This is a genomic window from Paracoccus lichenicola (genome assembly GCF_009708075.1).
Taxonomy (GTDB): Bacteria; Pseudomonadota; Alphaproteobacteria; order Rhodobacterales; family Rhodobacteraceae; genus Paracoccus; species Paracoccus lichenicola.
In genome coordinates, this window is sequence record NZ_WMBT01000014.1 from 1 (window position 1) to 19,360 (window position 19,360).

At 66.7% G+C, this 19,360-nt stretch carries 18 protein-coding genes and 1 pseudogene; 13 read left to right on the forward strand and 6 right to left on the reverse strand.

Annotated features, from left to right (window positions below; all coding sequences use genetic code 11):
• The 4 genes and pseudogenes from GIY56_RS18600 to GIY56_RS15595 form a co-directional block, all read left to right on the forward strand.
• A pseudogene (locus GIY56_RS18600) lies at window positions 1–82 on the forward strand (electron transfer flavoprotein subunit alpha); the annotation flags it as partial.
• A gap of 149 nt (window positions 83–231) precedes the next feature.
• A complete protein-coding gene (locus GIY56_RS15585) occupies window positions 232–1,026 on the forward strand; it encodes an enoyl-CoA hydratase-related protein (RefSeq protein ID WP_154765789.1) in 795 nt (264 codons plus the stop codon).
• A gap of 12 nt (window positions 1,027–1,038) precedes the next feature.
• Window positions 1,039–2,244 carry an acetyl-CoA hydrolase/transferase C-terminal domain-containing protein gene (locus GIY56_RS15590; protein WP_154765790.1) on the forward strand — a complete coding sequence of 402 codons (1,206 nt, stop codon included), beginning with the start codon at window positions 1,039–1,041 and terminating at the stop codon, window positions 2,242–2,244.
• 54 nt (window positions 2,245–2,298) lie between these two features.
• A complete protein-coding gene (locus tag GIY56_RS15595) occupies window positions 2,299–3,456 on the forward strand; it encodes an acyl-CoA dehydrogenase family protein (RefSeq protein ID WP_154765791.1) in 1,158 nt (385 codons plus the stop codon).
• Between the two features lie 71 nt (window positions 3,457–3,527).
• On the opposite strand, the gene GIY56_RS15600 is transcribed toward GIY56_RS15595, so the two are convergent.
• The 6 genes from GIY56_RS15600 to GIY56_RS15625 form a co-directional block, all read right to left on the reverse strand.
• On the reverse strand, window positions 3,528–4,574 hold the full coding sequence (locus GIY56_RS15600; RefSeq protein WP_196053655.1) for a TRAP transporter substrate-binding protein: 1,047 nt from the start codon (window positions 4,572–4,574) through the stop codon (window positions 3,528–3,530).
• A 49-nt stretch (window positions 4,575–4,623) separates the two neighbouring features.
• Window positions 4,624–5,496, reverse strand: coding sequence for an SDR family oxidoreductase (locus GIY56_RS15605; protein ID WP_154765793.1), 873 nt, complete (start codon window positions 5,494–5,496; stop codon window positions 4,624–4,626).
• 235 nt (window positions 5,497–5,731) lie between these two features.
• Window positions 5,732–6,961 (reverse strand): MFS transporter, encoded by a 1,230-nt coding sequence (locus GIY56_RS15610; RefSeq protein ID WP_196053656.1) that lies wholly within the window; start codon window positions 6,959–6,961, stop codon window positions 5,732–5,734.
• Between the two features lie 145 nt (window positions 6,962–7,106).
• A complete protein-coding gene (locus GIY56_RS15615; protein ID WP_154765795.1) occupies window positions 7,107–7,916 on the reverse strand; it encodes an SDR family NAD(P)-dependent oxidoreductase in 810 nt (269 codons plus the stop codon).
• 12 nt (window positions 7,917–7,928) lie between these two features.
• The gene (locus GIY56_RS15620) at window positions 7,929–8,792 is read right to left on the reverse strand and encodes a MaoC/PaaZ C-terminal domain-containing protein (RefSeq protein ID WP_154765796.1); all 864 of its coding nucleotides are present in this window, start codon (window positions 8,790–8,792) and stop codon (window positions 7,929–7,931) included.
• Between the two features lie 4 nt (window positions 8,793–8,796).
• A complete protein-coding gene (locus tag GIY56_RS15625; RefSeq protein WP_154765797.1) occupies window positions 8,797–9,951 on the reverse strand; it encodes a CaiB/BaiF CoA transferase family protein in 1,155 nt (384 codons plus the stop codon).
• Window positions 9,952–10,205: 254 nt separating this feature from the next.
• Here GIY56_RS15625 and GIY56_RS15630 point away from each other — a divergent pair, with 254 nt between their 5' ends.
• From GIY56_RS15630 to GIY56_RS15670, 9 genes are all read left to right on the forward strand, one after another.
• Complete coding sequence (locus tag GIY56_RS15630; protein ID WP_154765798.1) at window positions 10,206–11,762, forward strand: long-chain-fatty-acid--CoA ligase; 1,557 nt, start codon at window positions 10,206–10,208, stop codon at window positions 11,760–11,762.
• A gap of 70 nt (window positions 11,763–11,832) precedes the next feature.
• The gene (locus tag GIY56_RS15635) at window positions 11,833–12,861 is read left to right on the forward strand and encodes a TRAP transporter substrate-binding protein (RefSeq protein ID WP_154765799.1); all 1,029 of its coding nucleotides are present in this window, start codon (window positions 11,833–11,835) and stop codon (window positions 12,859–12,861) included.
• 252 nt (window positions 12,862–13,113) lie between these two features.
• Entirely contained in the window at window positions 13,114–14,301 is a 1,188-nt protein-coding gene (locus tag GIY56_RS15640; RefSeq protein WP_196053657.1) for an ABC transporter substrate-binding protein, read from the forward strand.
• Between the two features lie 102 nt (window positions 14,302–14,403).
• Window positions 14,404–15,156 (forward strand): ABC transporter ATP-binding protein, encoded by a 753-nt coding sequence (locus tag GIY56_RS15645; RefSeq protein WP_328288576.1) that lies wholly within the window; start codon window positions 14,404–14,406, stop codon window positions 15,154–15,156.
• Entirely contained in the window at window positions 15,149–15,841 is a 693-nt protein-coding gene (locus tag GIY56_RS15650) for an ABC transporter ATP-binding protein (RefSeq protein ID WP_154765802.1), read from the forward strand. The genes GIY56_RS15645 and GIY56_RS15650 overlap by 8 nt, the downstream gene beginning before the upstream one ends.
• 9 nt (window positions 15,842–15,850) lie before the next feature.
• Window positions 15,851–16,732, forward strand: a complete 882-nt coding sequence (locus tag GIY56_RS15655; protein WP_154765803.1) for a branched-chain amino acid ABC transporter permease — start codon at window positions 15,851–15,853, stop codon at window positions 16,730–16,732.
• 41 nt (window positions 16,733–16,773) lie between these two features.
• Window positions 16,774–17,730: a branched-chain amino acid ABC transporter permease gene (locus GIY56_RS15660; RefSeq protein WP_230312569.1), complete on the forward strand. Its 957-nt coding sequence runs from the start codon at window positions 16,774–16,776 to the stop codon at window positions 17,728–17,730.
• Window positions 17,731–17,939: 209 nt separating this feature from the next.
• Window positions 17,940–18,836 (forward strand): DMT family transporter, encoded by an 897-nt coding sequence (locus tag GIY56_RS15665; RefSeq protein WP_154765805.1) that lies wholly within the window; start codon window positions 17,940–17,942, stop codon window positions 18,834–18,836.
• Window positions 18,837–18,923: 87 nt separating this feature from the next.
• Window positions 18,924–19,334, forward strand: a complete 411-nt coding sequence (locus GIY56_RS15670; protein WP_196053658.1) for a VOC family protein — start codon at window positions 18,924–18,926, stop codon at window positions 19,332–19,334.
• The last annotated feature ends 26 nt before the right edge of the window (window positions 19,335–19,360 follow it).

Below are 19,360 nucleotides of genomic sequence, written 5' to 3' on the forward strand. Positions count from 1 at the left end.
AGCCCCCATCTTCCAGATCGCCGACTACGGACTGGTCGGCGACCTGTTCCAGGTGGTGCCGGAACTGACCGGGAAGCTGTGAGGGAAAGGGCAAAGTTTCATTGGCCCGGTTTTTCGCATGGCAGTTTCCCGAACCGATATGCATACTGACAATATCTAGGCGCACGAAATCCGCGGTATCCCGCTCGGTCGCAACCGCAGCCCTGCCGCATGACTGGAGGAGAGACCAACATGGCAAACGCACCCGCTTTCGAGGACATCATCTATGAAATCCGGGGCCGCGCGGCCTGGATCATCATCAACCGTCCGAAAGTCTACAACGCCTTTCGCGGTCAGACGCTGGAGGAAATGATCCAGGCCCTGCATCTGGCGGCGAACAACAAGGAGGTGGCGTCGATCGTCCTGACCGGCGCGGGCGACAAGGCATTCTGCACGGGCGGCGACCAGTCGGCGCACGAGGGAAATTACGACGGCCGCGGCGTGGTCGGCCTGCCCATCGACGAATTGCAGGGCCTGATCCGCGACGTGCCGAAGCCGGTGATCGCCCGCGTGAACGGCTTCGCCATCGGCGGCGGCAATGTCCTGGCGACGTTGTGCGACCTGACCATCGCGTCCGAAAATGCCAAGTTCGGCCAGGTGGGACCGAAGGTCGGCTCGTTCGATGCCGGTTGGGGAACCGCCCTGCTGGCCCGCATCGTCGGCGACAAGAAGGCCCGGGAAATCTGGTATCTCAACGAGATGATCCCGGCCCGCGACGCGCTTGGCTATGGCCTGGTCAACAAGGTCGTGCCGCTGGAGGAACTGGACGCCGCGGTCACGCAATGGACCGATACGCTGGCCGAACGCTCGCCCACCGCGCTGGCCTTCCTCAAGCGGTCGTTCAACGCCGACAGCGACGCGATCCGGGGCATCTCGAACCTGGCCCTGCACGCGGTCAAGCTGTACTACGCCACGCCGGAATCCAAGGAAGGGGTCAACGCCTTCAACGAGAAGCGCAAGCCCGACTTCTACAAGTTCCTGGAATAAGCGGTAACGGCCATGGCACCCCTGCGGATCGAACCGCGCGACATCGCCGGCCATCTTCCCGTCGGCTCCCGCATCTGGCTGCACGCCTGTTCGGGGGAAAGCGCGCTGATCCGCGAGGGGCTGGAGGCTGCGGATCTGCGCGGCCTTGCCTTTACGGGCATCTTCGTGCCCGGCCTGAACCGGCTGGCCGGGCTGCTGGCGGCGGGCGCGCGGATCGAAAGCTTCTTCATGATGCCCGAGTTTTCGGGCCACGAGGAACAGGTCCGCTTCCTGCCGTTCTGCTATCGCGAGATCCGGCTGCATCTGGCGGCGAACCCGCCCGATGCGGCACTGGTCATGGTGTCGCCGCCGGACGAGGCGGGCCTGTGCAGCCTTGGCCCCGTCAACGACTTCATCGCCGACCTTTGGCCGCGGATCCCGCGCATCATCGCCCATGTCAACCCGCTGGTGCCGCGGACCCATGGCCGGTCCATCCCCCATGACCGCTTCCATGCCGTGATCGAGGGCGAGGCGCCGCTGCCCGTCTCGGACCCCAGCATGGACGAGGTGTCGGCCCGCATCGCCGCGCTGGCCCGCGACCTGGTGCCCGAGGGCGCGACGATCCAGGCCGGCCTGGGCCGTACGCCCGAGGCCGTCCTGCGCGGCCTGACCGGCCACCGCGACCTGTCCATCCATTCGGGGCTGATCGGCGATTCGACCCTGGACCTGCTGGAAGCCGGCGCCTTGCGCGCGGATGCGCCGATCTGCGCCGGCGTCGCCATCGGCAGCCAGCGGCTCTACGATGCCGTGGCCCGGCCCGCGTTCCGCTTTGCCCCGCCCTCGGTCACGCATGACATCGCGCAGCTGGCGGGCTTCGGGCGTTTCGTCACCGTCAACTCGGCCATCGAGGTCGATCTGGCCGGCAACGGCTTTGCCGAAGCCACCCCCAAGGGCCTTGTTTCCGGTCCCGGAGGAGCTTCGGATTTCGCCGCCGGCGCCCGCGGATTGCAGGGACTGCGCCTCGTGGTGCTGCCCGCGACCGCCGCCGGCGGCACGATCAGCCGCATCGTCCTGCCCGGACGGGCGGCCGGGCCGGTGTCGCTGGGCCGGTTCGACACCGATGCCGTCGTCACCCAGTTCGGCATCGCGGATCTGCGGGGGGCCAGCCCCGCCGAGCGCCGCGAAAGACTGATCGCCATCGCCGCCCCCGAACATCGGGCCGCACTGGCGGATGATTGATCCCACCCCATCCGATTCGGCCTTGCGGCAACCGCCCTTCAGAAAGGACACACCATGATCGAACGCACCCTGTTCAACGAGGAACACGAGCTTTTCCGGGCCACGGTCAAGCGGTTCGTCGAAAAGGAGATCACGCCCCATCACGCCCAATGGGAAAAGGACGGCATCGTTCCGCGCGAACTGTGGCTGAAGGCGGGCGAACAGGGCCTGCTGTGCTGCACCGTCCCCGAGGAATACGGCGGGTTGGGTCTCGATTACCTGTTCGATGTCGTGGTGTTCGAGGAATTGTGGCGTGCGGGCGCCTCGGGTCCCGGCTTCCTGATCCACACCGACCTGGTGGCGACCTATATCCTGTCCTTCGGCACCGAGGAGCAGAAGCGCAGGTTCCTGCCCAAGATGGTGACGGGGGAATGGATCGGCTCGCTTGGCATGACCGAACCCCATGCCGGTTCCGACCTCAAGGCGATCCGCACCCGCGCCGTCCGCGACGGCGACGATTTCGTCATCAACGGGCAAAAGGTCTTCATCTCGAACGGGCAACATGCCGACGTGCTGGTCTGCGCCACCAAGACCGACCGCGACGCCGGGGCCAAGGGCGTGACGCTGTTCCTGATCGAAGGCGATCGCCCGGGCTTCCGCCGCGGGCGCAACCTGGAAAAGCTGGGGATGCACGCGCAGGACACCTCGGAGCTGTTCTTCGACGACGTGCGCGTTCCCGCGTCGAACATGCTGGGCGGCGAGGGCGAGGGTTTCGCCCTGATGATGACCAAGCTTGCCCAGGAGCGGCTGGCCCAGGCCATCCGGTCCGCCACCGTGGCCGAGACGATCATCGAATGGACGCTGGACTACACCACGCAGCGCCAAGCCTTCGGCAAGTCGATCTTCGATTTCCAGAACACCCAGTTCAAGCTGGCCGAACTGAAGACCCAGGCGACGCTGGGCCGCGTGTTCACCGACAAATGCATCGAGCTGTTCATGCAGGGCAAGCTGGATCCGGTGGATGCGGCCATGGCCAAGATGTACACCACCGAACTGCACTGCAAGGTGGCCGACGAATGCCTGCAACTGTTCGGCGGTTGGGGCTACATGTGGGAATATCCGATCTGCCGCGCCTATGCCGATGCGCGGATCACCAAGATCGCCGGCGGCTCGATCGAGATCATGAAGACGATCATCGCGCGCTCCATGAAGGCCGAGCATGATCGCCGGTAGAAACCGGCCTTGCCCTTTCGCCCGCCGACCTTGCCTTGACGGGGACCTGACCGGTCCCCGTTTTCTTCGGCCTACCGTGCCGCCTTGCCCGCGGCATATTCGGTTTCAAGGAACCGGACCATCGCCTCGGGGTCTTCAAGTCCCGCTTTCCGCGCGACATCGAACCAGTTGGCGCGGATCGGCTTCAGCCGCTCTTGCAGCGCGGCGACAAGGCTTTCGGGCGGGGTCTGCACCCGCACGCCTTCGTCGGGCATCGCCGCCAAGGCATCGGAAAGCGACCTTGCATAAACCTCGCCCATCTTCGTGACCAGGGGCAGGCCCGAAACCTCGCGGATGGCGGCCTGGTCCTCGGCCGAGATGCGGTCCCAGGCTTCATGGCTGAAGGCCAGCATGTTGACCGTGTTCACCACCCCGCCCGGCACCAGCACGTATTCCTTCATGATGCCCGCCAGCTTGAAGCTCAGCAGGGTATCGGGCGGAATGATCCCGCCGTCGATGGCGCCGCTGGAGGCCAGTTCATAAACCTCGGACATCGGCTTCGACACCGGCACCGCGCCCAGCAGATCGACCGAGGCCGAGGCCGCCTGCTGCGGGCTGCGCAGCTTTTTCCCCGCAAGGTCGGAAAGGTCGCTCACCTCGCCCGATCGCAGGGCGATATGGGCCGGATTGCCGGTGAACACGGCCAGCGGCACGACTTCCCTGAAGATCCCCTTTGGCTCCAGATAGGTTTCATAGGTGCGGTAGCTGACCGGCATCGAGACGCGCGGGTCGTCGCCCAGGAAGGGAAGCTCCAGCCCCTCGGACAGGGGGAACCGTCCCGGAGTATAGCCTGGCACCACCAGCGCCACATCGGCCAGCCCGTCGGCCAGAACGTCATATTGCCCTGCCACGGTGCCGACGACCTTCGGCGTGGGCACAATGGTCACCCGGCCCCCGGTCACGCGCGCGATCTCCTCGAACCAGGGCGCGATGATCTCGGCATGAAGCGGATAGCTCGCGGGTAGCCACTGGGAATAGCGCAGGGTCACGGCTTCCGCCCGGGCCGGTCCGGCCAGCGGCGCCGATGCCATGACCGCCAGCAGAATGCCCGGCAGCAGGTTCCTGGATATGAACGTCATGTGTCCTCCCTGCCCCGCGCAGGGGCCTGTTCCTGACGCCGCCCCCGTCTCAGGTCCGGTTCTTGAGGATCTGCGGCTGCACGGCACGGTGGAAGCCGTTGTATTCGGGGATGTTCGTTGCCGGATAGTCCTGGGTCCAGGTCTGCCGGCGGTTCGGGGCGCCCCCATCGACGCGCAGGCAACTGCCGGTCACATAGGCGGCCGCGGGCGACAGCAGATAGGTGATGGCGGCCGAGATTTCCGATTCGGTCCCATAGCGCGGCAGCGGCACCTGCGCCGGATAGGCCAGGAGACGCTCGGTGATCTCGGGGGTGTATTGGTCGAACCCCGACGAGGCGATGCCGCCCGGCGCCACCGCGTTCACGCGCACGCCGGAATGCGCCCATTCGCAGGCCGCGGTTTCGGTCAGCGTCCACATGCCCCCGCGCGCGGCGCCGGAATGCCCCATCTCGGGCCAGCCGTTCCAGATGTCGGCGATGATGTTGACGATGGCGCCGCCGTTGGCCTCCATCCAGCGGTTGTAGATTTCCCGCATGAAGATGAAGCCGCCCGTCAGGTTGTTGCGGACCACCGCCTCGAACCCCTTGGTGGAGATCGTCTTGAGTTCGGCCCGGTATTGCCCGCCGGCGTTGTTGACCAGCGCGTTGATGGCGCCAAAGCGTTCCAGCGTCCGGTCGATCAGGGCGATGACCTGGGCTTCGTCGCGGATGTCGCAGGGGGCGGCGTGAACATGGCCGCCGTCCTCGGTGATCTCCTGCCGGACGGTTTCCAGCTTTTCGGGGTTTCGGCCGACGATCACGACCTGCGCGCCCAGATGGGCCAGTTCGTGCGCGGTGCAGCGCCCGATGCCGCTGCCGCCGCCGGTGACGATGATGGTCTGGTCCTTGAACAGGCCAGGTGCATATACGGAATTGTAAGGCATTCAAATCTCGCTGCTGTTGCGGCGGCCCCGGGGCCGGCCTGTTGTCATGTCCCGCAGGGACCGCAAGGAAAGGTCTGCGGCGCAGCCTTGACGGCGCGCAATGGATCGCCCTGCCCCCGGGTCCGTACCCCCCCTCTTCCGATGCCGCGCCGGGCCTCGGCCCTCCGCTCCTCCAGACGGAAGTGAAGCATATCGTGTGCTGATATACTATATCTTTGGAAATGTGTCGCAACGATTATTTGCCGGGGTCCGCCAGGCCGAGCCTCCCTCGGGACGAAAGTCCCGCACGGCGGTAAAGCCGCTCGCTCTGGACCGAGACGATCACCGCCAGCCCGGCCACCACCCCGCCCGCCACGCCCAGCCAGTCATACCCCAACCCTGCCACGACGAGGCTGCCCAGGCCCGAACCAAGGGCAAAGCCCAGATAATTCATCGTGGCGTTCAGGCCCAGCACCACCGCCCCCCGGTCGGGATCGCGCTGCATCAGCAGGATCTGCTGCGGGATCATCATGCCGCCGGCCAGCAGGTGCCACAGCAGCGCCTGCGCGATCAGCAGCGGACCCGGAAGCGGCGCGATGCCGATCAGCGGCAGCGAAAGCACCGGCAGGATCACCACCTGGGAAGCGATGGCGATCATCCGCGTCCGCACCGGGCCAAGCCGCTGCGTCGCACGGCCCATCGTCAGCCCGGCGATCACTCCGCCGATACCGAAGGCCCCGACCGTCAGCCCGACATTGCCGCCATGCCGCATGACCAGCGGCGCGATCATCCCGTAGCAGAGGATCAGCGCGCAGGCGTGCAGCGCCATGATCGACACCGCCACCAGCGCCCTGATGTCGCGGCCCGCGTCCAGCAGCGTGCGCAACGAGGTCACCGGGACCACCACCCGCCGGGGCAGCGTCCACCACAACCCCGCCGCCGACACCGCGCCCAAGGCGGCCACGGTCATGAAGGTGGCCGGCCAGTCCAGTTGATGCGCGATGACCACGCCCAGCGGCAGTCCTGCCGCCTGCGAAAGCTGTATCCCGGCAAAGACAAGGCCAAGCGACCGGCCCCGCCGCGGCTCGGGCACGGTGGCGAACACGACCGAGGCGGCCACCGGCGTGTAAAGGCCGCCCCCGAAGGCCGCGGCCACCCGCGCCGCCAGCATCGCCTCGAACGAGCGGGTGGCGGCACAGACCAGCGCCGAAATCACCACCGTCGCCAAGGCGGCCAGCAGCAGGCGCCGCCGCCCGATCCCTCCGGTCGAGGAGATGAGCAGGGGCGAGCCGATCGCGTATGCCCCGGCATAGATGGTGAACAGCAGCGATCCCTGGGCCAGGCTGATGTCCAGCCCGGCGGTGATCTCGGGCAGGATGCTGACGACGACAAAGCCGCTGGTACCGACGACGAAGTTGCCTGCCGCCAGAAAGCCGATGGCAAGCGGTGATGCAGGAACCTGCTGCCCTCCGGCCGGATCGTCCATCTTTCCACGCCCCCGCCCGCTGCCGGATGTCCCGGCGTTCATATGCTTTATTACGATAAAGACATGTATCAGATGGGGGCAAGGAAAATGAACCCGGCCACGGGTCCGATCGGCATCGCGGCGGCGGCCCGCAGGGAACGCGCGCCTAGCTTGGGGTCAGCACCGCGCCGCCGCAGACGGAAATCACCTGCCCGGTGACATAGCCGGACAGGTCGCCCACCAGGAATTCCAGCACGTTCGCCATGTCCTCGGGCGTGGCAAAGCGGCGCAGCGCGATGGTCTCCAGCTGCTCGGGCGTGCCGACGCCGTTTTCGGGATCAAGCTTCATCAGGCGCGCGGTCAGCGTGATCCCGGGCGCGATGGCGTTCACCCGGATGCCCTTCGGTCCCAGTTCCGCGGCCAGGTTGCGGGTATAGGTGTTCACCGCCGACTTGGCCGCGCCATAGACCGCCATCGCCCCGCCCTTCAGCGGCTCCAGCGCCGTCTGGGACGACACGTTGACGATCACTCCGGCCCCCTGCCCCGCCATGATCGGCGCTGCCGCCTGACAGCACAGCACGCAGGACCGCAGGTTCACGTCGATCAGGAAATCGAAGCCCGCCTGCGTGGTCTGGCTGGGCAGCGGGCCGCTGTCGCGGTAAACCCCGGCCCCGGCGTTGTTGACCAGGATGTCCACGCGCCCGAAGGCCGCGACCGTTTCCCGGAACAGCCGCTCGACCGCTTCGGGTTTCCTCAGATCGCCCTCGACGCCCAAAGCGCGGGAACCAAGCGCCTCGACCTCGGCCATCACGGTCTCGGCGGTCAGTTCCTCGCCGATCTTGGCCGCGCCCTGCATGTTGAGGTCGGCGACCACGACATCGGCGCCCAGCCGTGCCAGACGCAGCGCATAGGCCCGCCCGATGCCGCGCGCCGCGCCGGTCACGATGGCCGTCTTTCCAAGCAAGGGCCTTGTCATCGCCTTCTCCGCTTATCCGCGCAACGTCGCATGGCCATGGGTCATGGCCACCACCCCGCGTTCGACCACCAAGGCACGGAAACGGACCGCCTGCCCTTCGCGCCACAGCTCGACCCGCAGCGTCTCGCCGGGAAAGACCGGCGCGCTGAACCGGCAGCCGATTTCCGCGATGCGGGCGGGGTCATGGCCGCACACCAGCCGCAGGATGGCGTGGCAGGCCATGCCCAGGCTGCACAGCCCGTGCAGGATCGGCCGGTCGAACCCCGCCGCGCGGGCCAGTGCCGGGTCGGCATGAAGCGGCATGCGGTCGCCGCTCAGCCGATAGATCAGCGCCGCCTGCGGCACCGTGGGCAGGTCGCAGGCCATGTCGGGCGCGCGGTCCGGCACGGGCGGCAGGGGGACGGGCGTTTCGCCATGCACGCCGCCGAACCCCCCGTCGGCGCGGGCAAAGGCAGTCCGCAGCGTGGTGGCGATCAGTTCGCCCGTGTCGGCGTCGCGCAGATCCTTGCGGCTGTGGACCAGCGCGCCGCGTCCCGCGCCCTTGTCGGCAAGGCCGGTGATTCGGGTCTGCCCGACCACGCGGCCCTCGGGCGCAAGCGGGCGGTGCAGGATCACCCGCTCCTCGCCGTGAAGGCACTGGCTCACGTCGATCCCCAGGCCGGGGTCATGGACCCAATCCATGGTCTCGCCCAGGACGACCGCCATGGTGGGCACCGCCTTCAGCCCGCGTTCATACACGAAGCCCAGTTGTCCAGGGTCGGTGGTGTCATGCCCGATGCCGATGCCCAGGGCGTAAAGCATCGTGTCCCGCTCGGTATAGGTTTGCGCCCGTTCGGGGATCCTGACCTGCAACGCCCTGTCCGGGATGATCGCCATGCCGTCAGCCCTGCGCCGGCGCGGGCTGAAGCATTGCCCCTTCGCTGTCCAGCCGCTCGCGCAGCGCCTGCGGCAGGTTCCAGTCGGCGCAGATCTCGCGGCCGTTTTCCCCCGGCACGGGCGTGGCGCGGCGCAGGCTGCCAGGGGTGCGCGACAGCCGAGGCGCGGGCGCGGGATGCACCAGCCCGTCGAAGGGGACATGCACCCCCCGCGCCTGCATCTGCGGATGCGTCCAGGCCTCGGCGATGCTCAGCACCGGCGAGAAACAGGCATCGCGCCCGGCCATGGCGGCTTCCCATTCCGCGCGGGTCCGCTGGCGGAACCGTTCGGCGAAAAGCTGCTTCAGCGCGGGCCAGTTCGCCCGGTCCGCCCGGTCGGGAATGTCCGCCGCATCAAGGCCCAGAACGTCCAGCAGCGCGGCATAGAACTGCGGCTCCATCGCGCCGACGGCGACATGCTTGCCGTCGGCCGTCTCGTAACAGCCATAATCGGGCGAGCCGCCATCGACGATGTTGTCGGCCCGCCGGTCGGTCCAGGTGCCCTGCTGGGTAAAGGCGATGAAGGCCGACATCAGATGCGACACCCCGTCGATCATCGCCGCATCCACCCTCTGCCCCTGGCCCGAGCGCCGGGATTCGTGCACCGCGGCCAGGATGCCGAAGGCCAGGTACATCCCGCCGCCGCCCAGGTCGGCGACCAGGTTCAGCGGCGGCGCCGGCGGCCGGTCGGGATAGCCGATGGCGTCCAGCGCCCCGGTCAGCGCCAGATAGTTGATGTCGTGGCCCGCCTCCATCGCCATGGGACCGTCCTGTCCCCAGCCGGTCATCGAACCATAGACGATGCGCGGGTTGGCCGCGGCGCAAGCATCATGGCCCAGGCCCAGCTTGTCCATCACGCCGGGCCGGAACCCCTCGATCACCACATCGGCGGCGGCAACCAGCGCCAGCGCGGCTTCCCGGCCGGCCGGAGACTTGAGGTTCAGGGCGATGGACCGCTTGTTGCGGTTGTAGAAGTCGTATCTCGGCGGCAGCAGCGGTTCGGCCGGGCGGTCGATGCGGATGACATCGGCGCCGAAATCGGCCAGCAGCCCCCCGGTGAACGGTCCCGGTCCCTGGGCCGAAAACTCGACGATCCGCAGATCGGACAACGGTCCGGTCATGATAGCCTCCTCCCTTCGCGGGCAGGGCGCCCGCCGGCGCAGCGGCAGGACGCTGAAGATGCCCGGATTGCGCTAGCCCACGAAAACGATGCTTGCGTTTATATTCGCTCTCATACAGTAATATTGCGAAACAAATATGGCAAGCCGGCGCAACGATTGGTCCCAGACAAGGACCACGGCTCTTTTGGGAGGAGGAGAGGCGCAGGATCCCCAGGCTCGACCGGGTACATCGTGAGCGGAAAAGGGAGGATGAGATGCAGGGAACGCTGCTGCTGAAACAGGCGGTGCATCGCAACCCGCAAGGCGTTGCCACGGTCTGCGGCACGCGCAAGCGCCTGTGGCATGAGGTTGGCGACCGCGTGCCGCGCATGGCGGCGGCGCTGCGCAAGCTGGGCGTGGAAAAGGGCGGCTTCGTCGCCACGCTGGCGATGAACTCGGACAGGTATCTGGAACTGTTCTATGCGGTGCCTTGGGCGGGCGGATGCTTCGCGCCGATGAATGTCCGCTGGTCGGCGCACGAGAACCTGTATGCGCTGCACGATTGCGATGCCGTGATCCTTTGCGTGGACGACGCCTTCGCCGAACAGGGCCAGCAATTGCGCAAGCAGTTCCCGACCCTCGGGGCCGTGATCCACATCGGGGACGCCCCGACCCCCGAGGGGATGCTGTCCTACGAGGATCTGATTGCCACCCACGAGCCGATGGAGGATGCCGACCGCAAGGGCGACGACCTTTATGCGGTGTTCTACACCGGCGGCACCACCGGCCAGCCGAAAGGCGTGGCGCTGAGCCATGCCGCGCTTGGCCATGCCGCGACCGCCTGGCTGGCCATGATCCCGGATGTCGAGGATCTGAGCTTTGCCTATGTCGGCGGCTTCTTCCATTTCTCGGGCGCAAGCCCGGTGCATTACATCACCATGGCCGGCGGCACCCATGTCGTGCTGCCCAAGTTCGAGCCGCTGCCGATGATGCAGGCCATCCACCGGCATCGGGTATCGAACGCGGTGATGGTGCCCACCATCGTCAACATGCTCATCAGCCACCCCGATTTCGACAAGTACGACCTGTCCAGCCTGCGCACCTGCGTTTATGGCGGCTCGCCCATGCCCGAGGCGTTGATGGCGGCGGCGGCGGCGAAACTGCCGCACCTGCGCTTTTATCAGATCTACGGCATGACCGAGACCGGCGGCTTTGCCACCATGCTGCGCTGGCGCGACCATGTGTTCAGCGGTCCCAAGGCCGAACGCATCCGTTCCTGCGGCCAGCCCGGGCCGGGGGTCGAGGTCCGGATCGTGTCGCCCGACGGCCGGACCCTGCCGCCGCGGCAATTGGGCGAGATCGCCATGCGTTCGGACTATCTGATGATGGGCTACCTGGGCAAGCCGGACCAGACCGCCGAGGTGCTGCGCGACGGCTGGATGCATTCGGGCGATGCGGGCTATCTGGACGAGGACGGCTATCTGTATGTCGCCGACCGAATCAAGGACATGATCGTCACCGGGGGCGAGAACGTCTATTCGATCGAGGTCGAGCGCGCGCTGTTCCAGCACCCCGCCGTGCACGAGGCCGCCGTGATCGGCATCCCGTCCGAGGAATGGGGCGAACAGGTCCATGCCGTCGTCGTCCTGAAGCCGGGCGCGACCGCGACCGACACGGACATCATCGCGCATTGCCGCAGCCTGATCGGCGGCTACAAATGCCCCAAGTCGGTCGAGTTCCGCACGGAACCGCTGCCGCTGGCGCCCAAGAACACCGTGATGAAGAACCTTCTGCGCGATCCCTACTGGGTCGGGCACAAGCGCAGGATCTGATCCATCGGTCGGCCCGATCGGGCAGGCTTTTTCATCCGCCCCCGGCGGCGGCAACGAAAGGGAGGACAGCATGTCGTTTTTCACCCGCTCCGGGCTTCTGGCCGGGCTTGTGCTGGCGGCCGGCGCTGCCGCGGCCCACGCGCAGGACATCACCTTGCGCTATTCCAACTGGCTGCCGGCGGGCTATGCGCTGGACACCCGATTGATCGAGCCATGGTTCGCCGCCATCGAGCAGGCGACCGAAGGCCGGGTGAAAATCCAGAAAACCCCCAAGGTCGTGGGCAGCGTCGCCTCGCAATACGACGTGGTGGCGGACGGCATGGCGGACATGTCGCTGATGGTGCTGAGCTATGCGCCTGGCCGCTTTCCGCTGGTCGAGGGCATGGAGCTGCCCTTTGCCAGCGACGACGAATCGCGCACCTCACCCGCCGTCTGGGCCACCTACGAGACGTTCCTGGCCGACAGGAACGTGTTCCCCGATGTCGTGCCGCTGGCCCTGTTCCAGACCGGCGTGTTCCACGCCTTCACCACCGGGCGCGACCTGTCGGTCGTGGACAACTGGGCGGGCGCCAAGATCCGCACCTCCAGCCCCTCGCTGACCCGCATCGTCGAGCTGATGGGCGGCACGCCGGTCAACAAGCCGGTGTCCGAGGTCTACGAGTTGGCGTCCGGCGGGGTGATCGACGGCGCGACCACGCCCCCCGACGCGCTGCTCGGCTTCAAGCTGGACGACGTGCTGAACACGATGACTTTCGTGCCCGGCAGCCTCGGTTCGACCACGGTGCTGGTTTCGGTCAACCCCGACACATGGGCCAGGATTTCCGAGGCCGACCAGCAGGCGATCCGCAAGGTTTCCGGCGCCGCGATTGCCAGGATGTCGGGCGACCTGCACCGCGCGGAAACCGAGGCCGCCATCGCCAGGATGCAGGCCAAGGGCATGGCGATCCACCGCATGGGCGACGCGGAACTGGCCGCGATGAAGGAACGCGTGGCGCCGCTGACCGCGGAATGGCTGGAAAAGGCCAAGGCTTCCGGGATGGACGATCCGCAAGAGATGCTGGATTTCTTCCATGCCGAACTGAACCGGGCTGCGCAGTAATCCCTCTTGTCTTGCGCGACCGGCGGGCGGGTCCTTCGGGACCCGCCCTTCCTTTTCGGGATGCCCCCGCTGCTGCCTTGCCGATGACTGCCCAAGGCCCTTCGCAGGGCCGCGCCTTCCCGCGCAGAGATCCTTGTTGATTTGCATGATAAAGATACCCTAGCTTAACATCCAGTCATGAGCGGCTTCGGATGGGGAAACCGGTTTCGCACGTCCATGTCAGGCATGACGCTTCTAGGGAGGAGGCCAAGGATGAAGACATACTGGACAAGGGCCGCGGTTCTGGCGGTCGCACTGGGCGCGGGATCGGCCCCGGCCTGGGCGGAGGTGACGATCGGCTATCTTGCGGCGATGACCGGCTCGACCGCCGACATGACCGGAGAGGCCGGCCTGCATGGCGTGAAGCTGGCCATCGAGGATTTCGGCGGCCAGGTCAATGGCGAGCCGATCACGGTTCTGGTCGGCGATCATCTGGGCAAACCCGACGTGGGGCTGTCGATCGCGCGCGAATGGATCGACCAGAAGGATGTCAACATCCTGATGAACGTGGACAATTCCGCAGTGGCGCTGGCCGTCAGCGACCTGATCCGCGACAAGGATGTCGCGATGGCGATGGGATCGTCCACCAGCAAGCTCATCGGCGAAAGCTGCGGACCCAACCAGATGATGATGCTGCTGGACAACACCGCGCTGGCGCGTGCCGTCGTGCTGCCGCAGATCGCCGCGGGCAGCGACAAGTGGTTCTTCATCACGGTGGATTATGCGCTCGGCCACGACCTTCAGGCCCAGGCCACGAAGGCCATCACCGAGGCCGGCGCCATGGTCGTCGGCTCGACGGTCCACTCGCCGCAGGCCACCGACTTCTCGGCGCAACTGCTCGAGGCGCAGGCGTCCGGCGCCACCAACATCGCCCTGGCCACCTTTGGCGCGTGGCAGAACACCATCACCAAGCAGGCGCAGGAGTTCGGGATCGAGGCAAGGCTGTCGCCCTTTTACCTGGCGGACACCGACATCAAGTCGGCCGGGCTGGACGCGCTTCAGAACGTCAGCGGCGCGATCCAGTTCTACTGGGACCAGAACGACGCCACCCGCGCCTTTGCCGAGCGGTTCCGCGCGGGCTTCGGCCGTCCGCCGGTCTTCACCAATGCCTACATGTACGAATTCACCCGGCATTACCTGAAGGGGGTCGAGGCCGTCGGCAGCACGGACGCCGCCAAGGTGACCGAATGGATGCGCCAGAACCCGATCGAGATGATCAACGGGTCCGAAGCCACGATCCGGGCCGATGGCTACACGCTGCGCGATGTGTATTCCTATCGGACCAAGACCCCGGCGGAAAGCAAGGGGGATTGGGACTATCTCGAGATCACCGGCACCATCGCGGCCGATGACATCGCCCCGCCGCTGGCCGAAAGCACCTGCCCGCTGGTCAAGGGCTGAGAACCCGAAGGATCGCGGGCAGGGCCATGTCGTGCCCTGCCCGCGCCCGGAACGACACAAGCCGGATGGCGGAAAAGCCGCAATCCCCGGGGGGAGACGCACGTGACGCAGACGGTACTCGAGGTACGGGGCCTTACCAGGCGCTTCGGCGCGTTCAAGGCGGTGGACGGGGTCGATCTCGACATTGCCGAAGGCGAGATTCATGCCCTGATCGGCCCGAACGGGGCCGGAAAGACGACCTGCTTCAACCTTCTGACCGGCAGCCTGCCGGCGAGTTCCGGCACCATCCGCTTGCGCGGAGAAACGATTTCCGGCCTGGGAATGGACCGGATCGCGCAGCGGGGGCTGGTGCGGTCCTATCAGATTTCCTCGATCTTTCCCGATTTCACCGCGCTGAACAACGTCCGCTTTGCCCTTCAGCAAGGGCGGCGGACGAATTTCGATTTCTGGCGGTCCGAGCTGAGCCTGACCGGCCTGAACGACGCGGCCATGGGGCTGCTGGACGACCTGGGCCTTTCCGACTGGGCCGAGGTGCGCGCCGGCGACCTGCCTTACGGCCGCAAGCGCGCGCTGGAGATCGCGACGACGCTGGCGCTGGACCCCCAGGTGCTGCTGCTCGACGAGCCGACCAGCGGCATGGGGCGCGAGGATATCGGCCGCGTCACCGACCTGATCCGCAAGGTCGCGGCGGGCCGGACCGTCGTGATGGTGGAACACAACCTGCCCGTGGTGAAGGGGCTTTGCGAACGGGTGACGGTCCTGGCCCGCGGGCAGGTGATCGCGCGCGGCACCTATGACGAGGTGGCGGGCGATCCCCGCGTGGTCGAGGCCTATCTGGGGAAAGCCCATGCTTGAGATCCGCAACCTGCACGCCTGGTACGGCGAAAGCCACGTGCTGCACGGCGTGACCATGGACGTTCCCGAGGGCAGGGTCGTGTCGCTGCTGGGGCGCAACGGCGCGGGCAAGACCACGACGATGCGCGCCATCATGGGCCTGATGGGCCGGACCGAGGGCGAGATCAACTTCGGCGGCGCCAACCTGCTGACGCTTCGCCCCCACCGGATCGCCCGCAAGGGCATCGCGCTCTGCCCCGAGGACCGGGCGATCTTTCCGTCGCTCAGCGTCAAGGAAAACCTGCTGCTGCCGCCCGTGATCGCCAAGGGCGGCATGAGCGTCGAGCAGATCTACCAGCTGTTTCCCAACATCCGCGAACGCGGGTCCAGCCGGGGAACGCAGCTTTCGGGCGGCGAGCAACAGATGCTGGCCATCGCGCGGATCCTCAGGACCGGCGCGCGGGTGCTGCTGTTCGACGAGCCGACCGAGGGGCTGGCCCCGGTCATCGTCCAGCAGATCGCCCGCACGATCGCGGACATCAAGTCGCGCGGCTACACCATCCTGCTGGTCGAACAGAACGCGCATTTCGTCGAGGGCCTGGCCGACATTCATTACCTGATCGAGAACGGAGCCATCGTGGACCGGCTGGAACCTGTGGAATTCGCCCGGCAGATCGGCCGCGTGGCCCAGCTGCTCGGCGTCTAGGAGGAAGCGATGCCATTCGATCTGAACGTCAACCTGCTGATCAGCCAGATGGTGCTGGGGCTGGTGAACGGGGTGTTCTACGCCATCCTGTCGCTGGGGCTGGCCATCATCTTCGGCCTGCTCGGGGTCATCAACTTCGCGCACGGGGTCTTCTTCATGCTGGGGGCGTTCATCGCCTACATGCTGCTGGAAACCATGGGCATCGGCTATTGGGGCGGGCTGGTCATCGCGCCCTTGATCGTGGGGTTGATCGGCATCGCGGTGGAGATCCTGCTGATCCGCCATCTCTACAAGCTCGACCATCTTTATGGCCTTCTGCTGACGCTGGGGCTGGCGCTGGCCATCGAGGGGCTGATCCGCATCGTCTTCGGCCAGCAGGGACTGCCCTATGCCATCCCGCCCAGCCTTCGGGGCGCGGTGAACTTGGGGTTCATGGTCCTGCCGCTTTATCGTGCCTGGGTGGTGGTCGCGGGCATCCTGCTGTGCGTGCTCACGTGGATCGTGATCGAATGGACGCCGCTTGGCGCCAAGCTGCGCGCCGCCACCGACAACCCCGCGATGGTCCAGGCCTTCGGCATCAACGTGCCGGTCATGCTGACGCTGACCTATGCCGCAGGGGTCGCGCTGGCCGCCGTCGGGGGCGTGATGGCGGCGCCGATCATGTCGGTCGATCCCGCGATGGGGACGAATGTGGTGATCGTCGTCTTTGCCGTGGTGGTGATCGGCGGCATGGGGTCGATCCTGGGGTCCATCCTGACGGGCCTCGGGTTGGGGCTTCTTGAAGGGATGACCAAGGCGATCTTCCCCGAGGCGTCCTCGACCGTGATCTTCGTCGCCATGGTCGCGGTGCTCATCATGCGCCCGCGGGGCCTTTTCGGGAAGACGGCATGACCAGCCCGGCCACGAAACCGCAGGACAGGGAAGCACCCCGCATGACCGAACGCACCACGCCCCAGTTCCTGGGCTTCACCCCGGCCCGGGCCGCGTTCTTTCTGGTCTTCGCCGCGGTCGTGGCGCTTTCGCCGCTGGTGCTCTATCCGATCTTCCTGATGAAGATCTACTGCTTCATCATCTTTGCCTGCGCCTATAACCTGCTTCTGGGCTATACCGGGCTGATGAGCTTCGGTCACGCCGCCTTCTTCGGCGCCGGGGCCTATCTTTGCGGCCATGCGGCGGCGCGGTGGGGGCTTTCGCCCGAACTCGCGGTGCTGAGCGGCACGGTCTTTGCCGGTCTGCTGGGGCTTGTCTTCGGCTGGATCGCGATCCGCCGGCAGGGGTTGTCATTCGCCATGATAACCCTGGCGCTGGCGCAGATGATGTATTTCATCGCGCTGAAGGTCCCCTTCACCGGCGGCGAGGACGGGATTCAAGGCGTGCCGCGCGGCCATCTGTTCGGCATCATCGACCTGTCGTCCAACACCGCGCTTTACTGGACGCTGGCGGTGATCGTGCTGGCCGTCGTGGCGCTTTACAACCGCATCGTCCATTCCCCCTTCGGACAGGTGCTGCGCGCGATCCGCAACAATCCCGAACGCGCCCGGTCGCTGGGGGTGAACGTGGACAGGTTCAAGCTGGTCTCCTTCGTGATCTCGGCGGCGATGAGCGGGTTCGCGGCCTCGCTCAAGACGGTGGTCTTCGGCATCGCCTCGCTGACCGACATCTCGGTGAACGTCTCGACCGAGGTGGTGCTGATCAACCTGGTCGGCGGGATCGGGACGATCTTCGGCCCGGTGGCGGGAAGCTACATCATCCTGTCGCTGGAACATTTCCTGTCCCCCTACGGACCGTGGTTGCTGCTGATCCAGGGGCTGGTGTTCATCATGTTCGTGCTGGTCTTCCGGCAGGGCGTGGTGGGCGGGCTGCAGAAGAAGCTGAAATCGCATCTTTGATCCGCGGGCGGACGGATCGTCCGGGCCGTCTTGCCCGCTGGATGCGCCGCGTGGGTCAATGCCACTTGCAGCGGCATGGTGATGTCTCTGGCAAACAATAAGGATGCGCATATAACCGACCTGCGCCGCCTCTTCCCGCCAGGTGCAAGGCCGCGACCGGGTTCCTGCCCCGCCCCATCCCCTCACCCCTTGGCAGAAGGGAGGCCAAGATGAGCTTGCCCCCAAGCGGTCCTGCGGGTCCGCGGCGCGGCCACAGCCCGCAGGCACGCGGCTTCTGCTGGGTGATGCTGGCGTTCTTCCTGTTCTCGGTTTGCGACATGATCACCAAGCAGGTCTCGACCGGCTATCATCCCGCGCAGGTGGCCTGGGCGCGTCAGGCCGGGCTTTTCGTCGGCACGGTGGCCCTGCTGTCCATGGGCGGGTGGTCGGTCCTGCGCTCGCGGCGGCCGGGATTGCAGTTCCTGCGCGGCGCGACCGCCGTCGTCTCGACCGTGTCCTTCGCGGCGGCGCTGCGCTATCTGCCGCTGGCCGATGCGACAGCCGTCACCTTCGTCGCCCCGCTGCTGATCACCGCGCTTGCGGCCGTCCTGCTGAAGGAGCGTGTCAGCCCGATGCGGTGGGCCGCCGTCGGAGTGGGGCTGGCCGGCACGCTGATCATGCTGCGCCCCGGCGCAGGGGTCGCCCACCCGGCGATGCTGCTGGTCCTGCTGTGCGCCGCGACCTATGCGCTGCGCCATATCCTGTCGCGCATCCTGACGGGCACGGACCCCCTGCGCACCACGATCGCCTGGTCCAGCCTGGTCACGACGCTTTCGCTGTCCGCTGCCCTGTCCCTTGTCGGCACCATTCCCGACAGCCTGCACGATGTGCTGATGTTCCTGGGCATCGCCGTCACCGCCGCATGTGCCGAACTGGCCTTGATCCGGGGATTCGCGCTGGCCCAAGCCGCAACGCTGGCCCCGGCTCAATACACGCTGATGGTCTGGAGCGTCCTTTGGGGCGTCCTGATCTTCGACCAGTTCCCGGATTTCTGGACGCTTGGCGGTGCGGCGATCATCATCGCCTCGGGCGCCTACAGCGTCTGGCAGGAAGCGCGGGAACGCTAGCAACCGTGTTCCCCGCCAGTTGCCGGATTGCCCGCCGGTTACATGCATGGTTACAGTAAGGATGTATATCAAGGGGAGGCAAGGAAGATGAAACCGGTCCTGGACCATATCGGAATCGCGGTGCCCGCGCTGGAGCCGGCGCTGGAATTCTATGGCGCGACGCTGGGCTTGGGCGAGCCGATCATCCGCCTGATCCCGGAACTGGGGCTGCGGCTTGCGTTCTTCGACAACCCGGACGGGCCGATCATCGAGCTGGTCGAAGCCTCGGGCAAGACCGAGCTTCGGCACGGCGACGTGGTGGTGGCGCTGGAGGTCGAGGACCTTGACGCCGCCATTGCGCAATACCGCGCGCGCGGTCTCAAGGTTCATGACCAACCCGCGACCGAGAACCTGCCGCTGCGACGGGGCTGGATCACCAAGGGCGCGGGACATGGCACCGTGGTCGAGCTGTGCCCCAAGGGCGCGGTCGCGGCCTTTGTCCGGGGAACGCGCGGCTAGCCGGGCGTCGGCACCGCGCCGCCGCA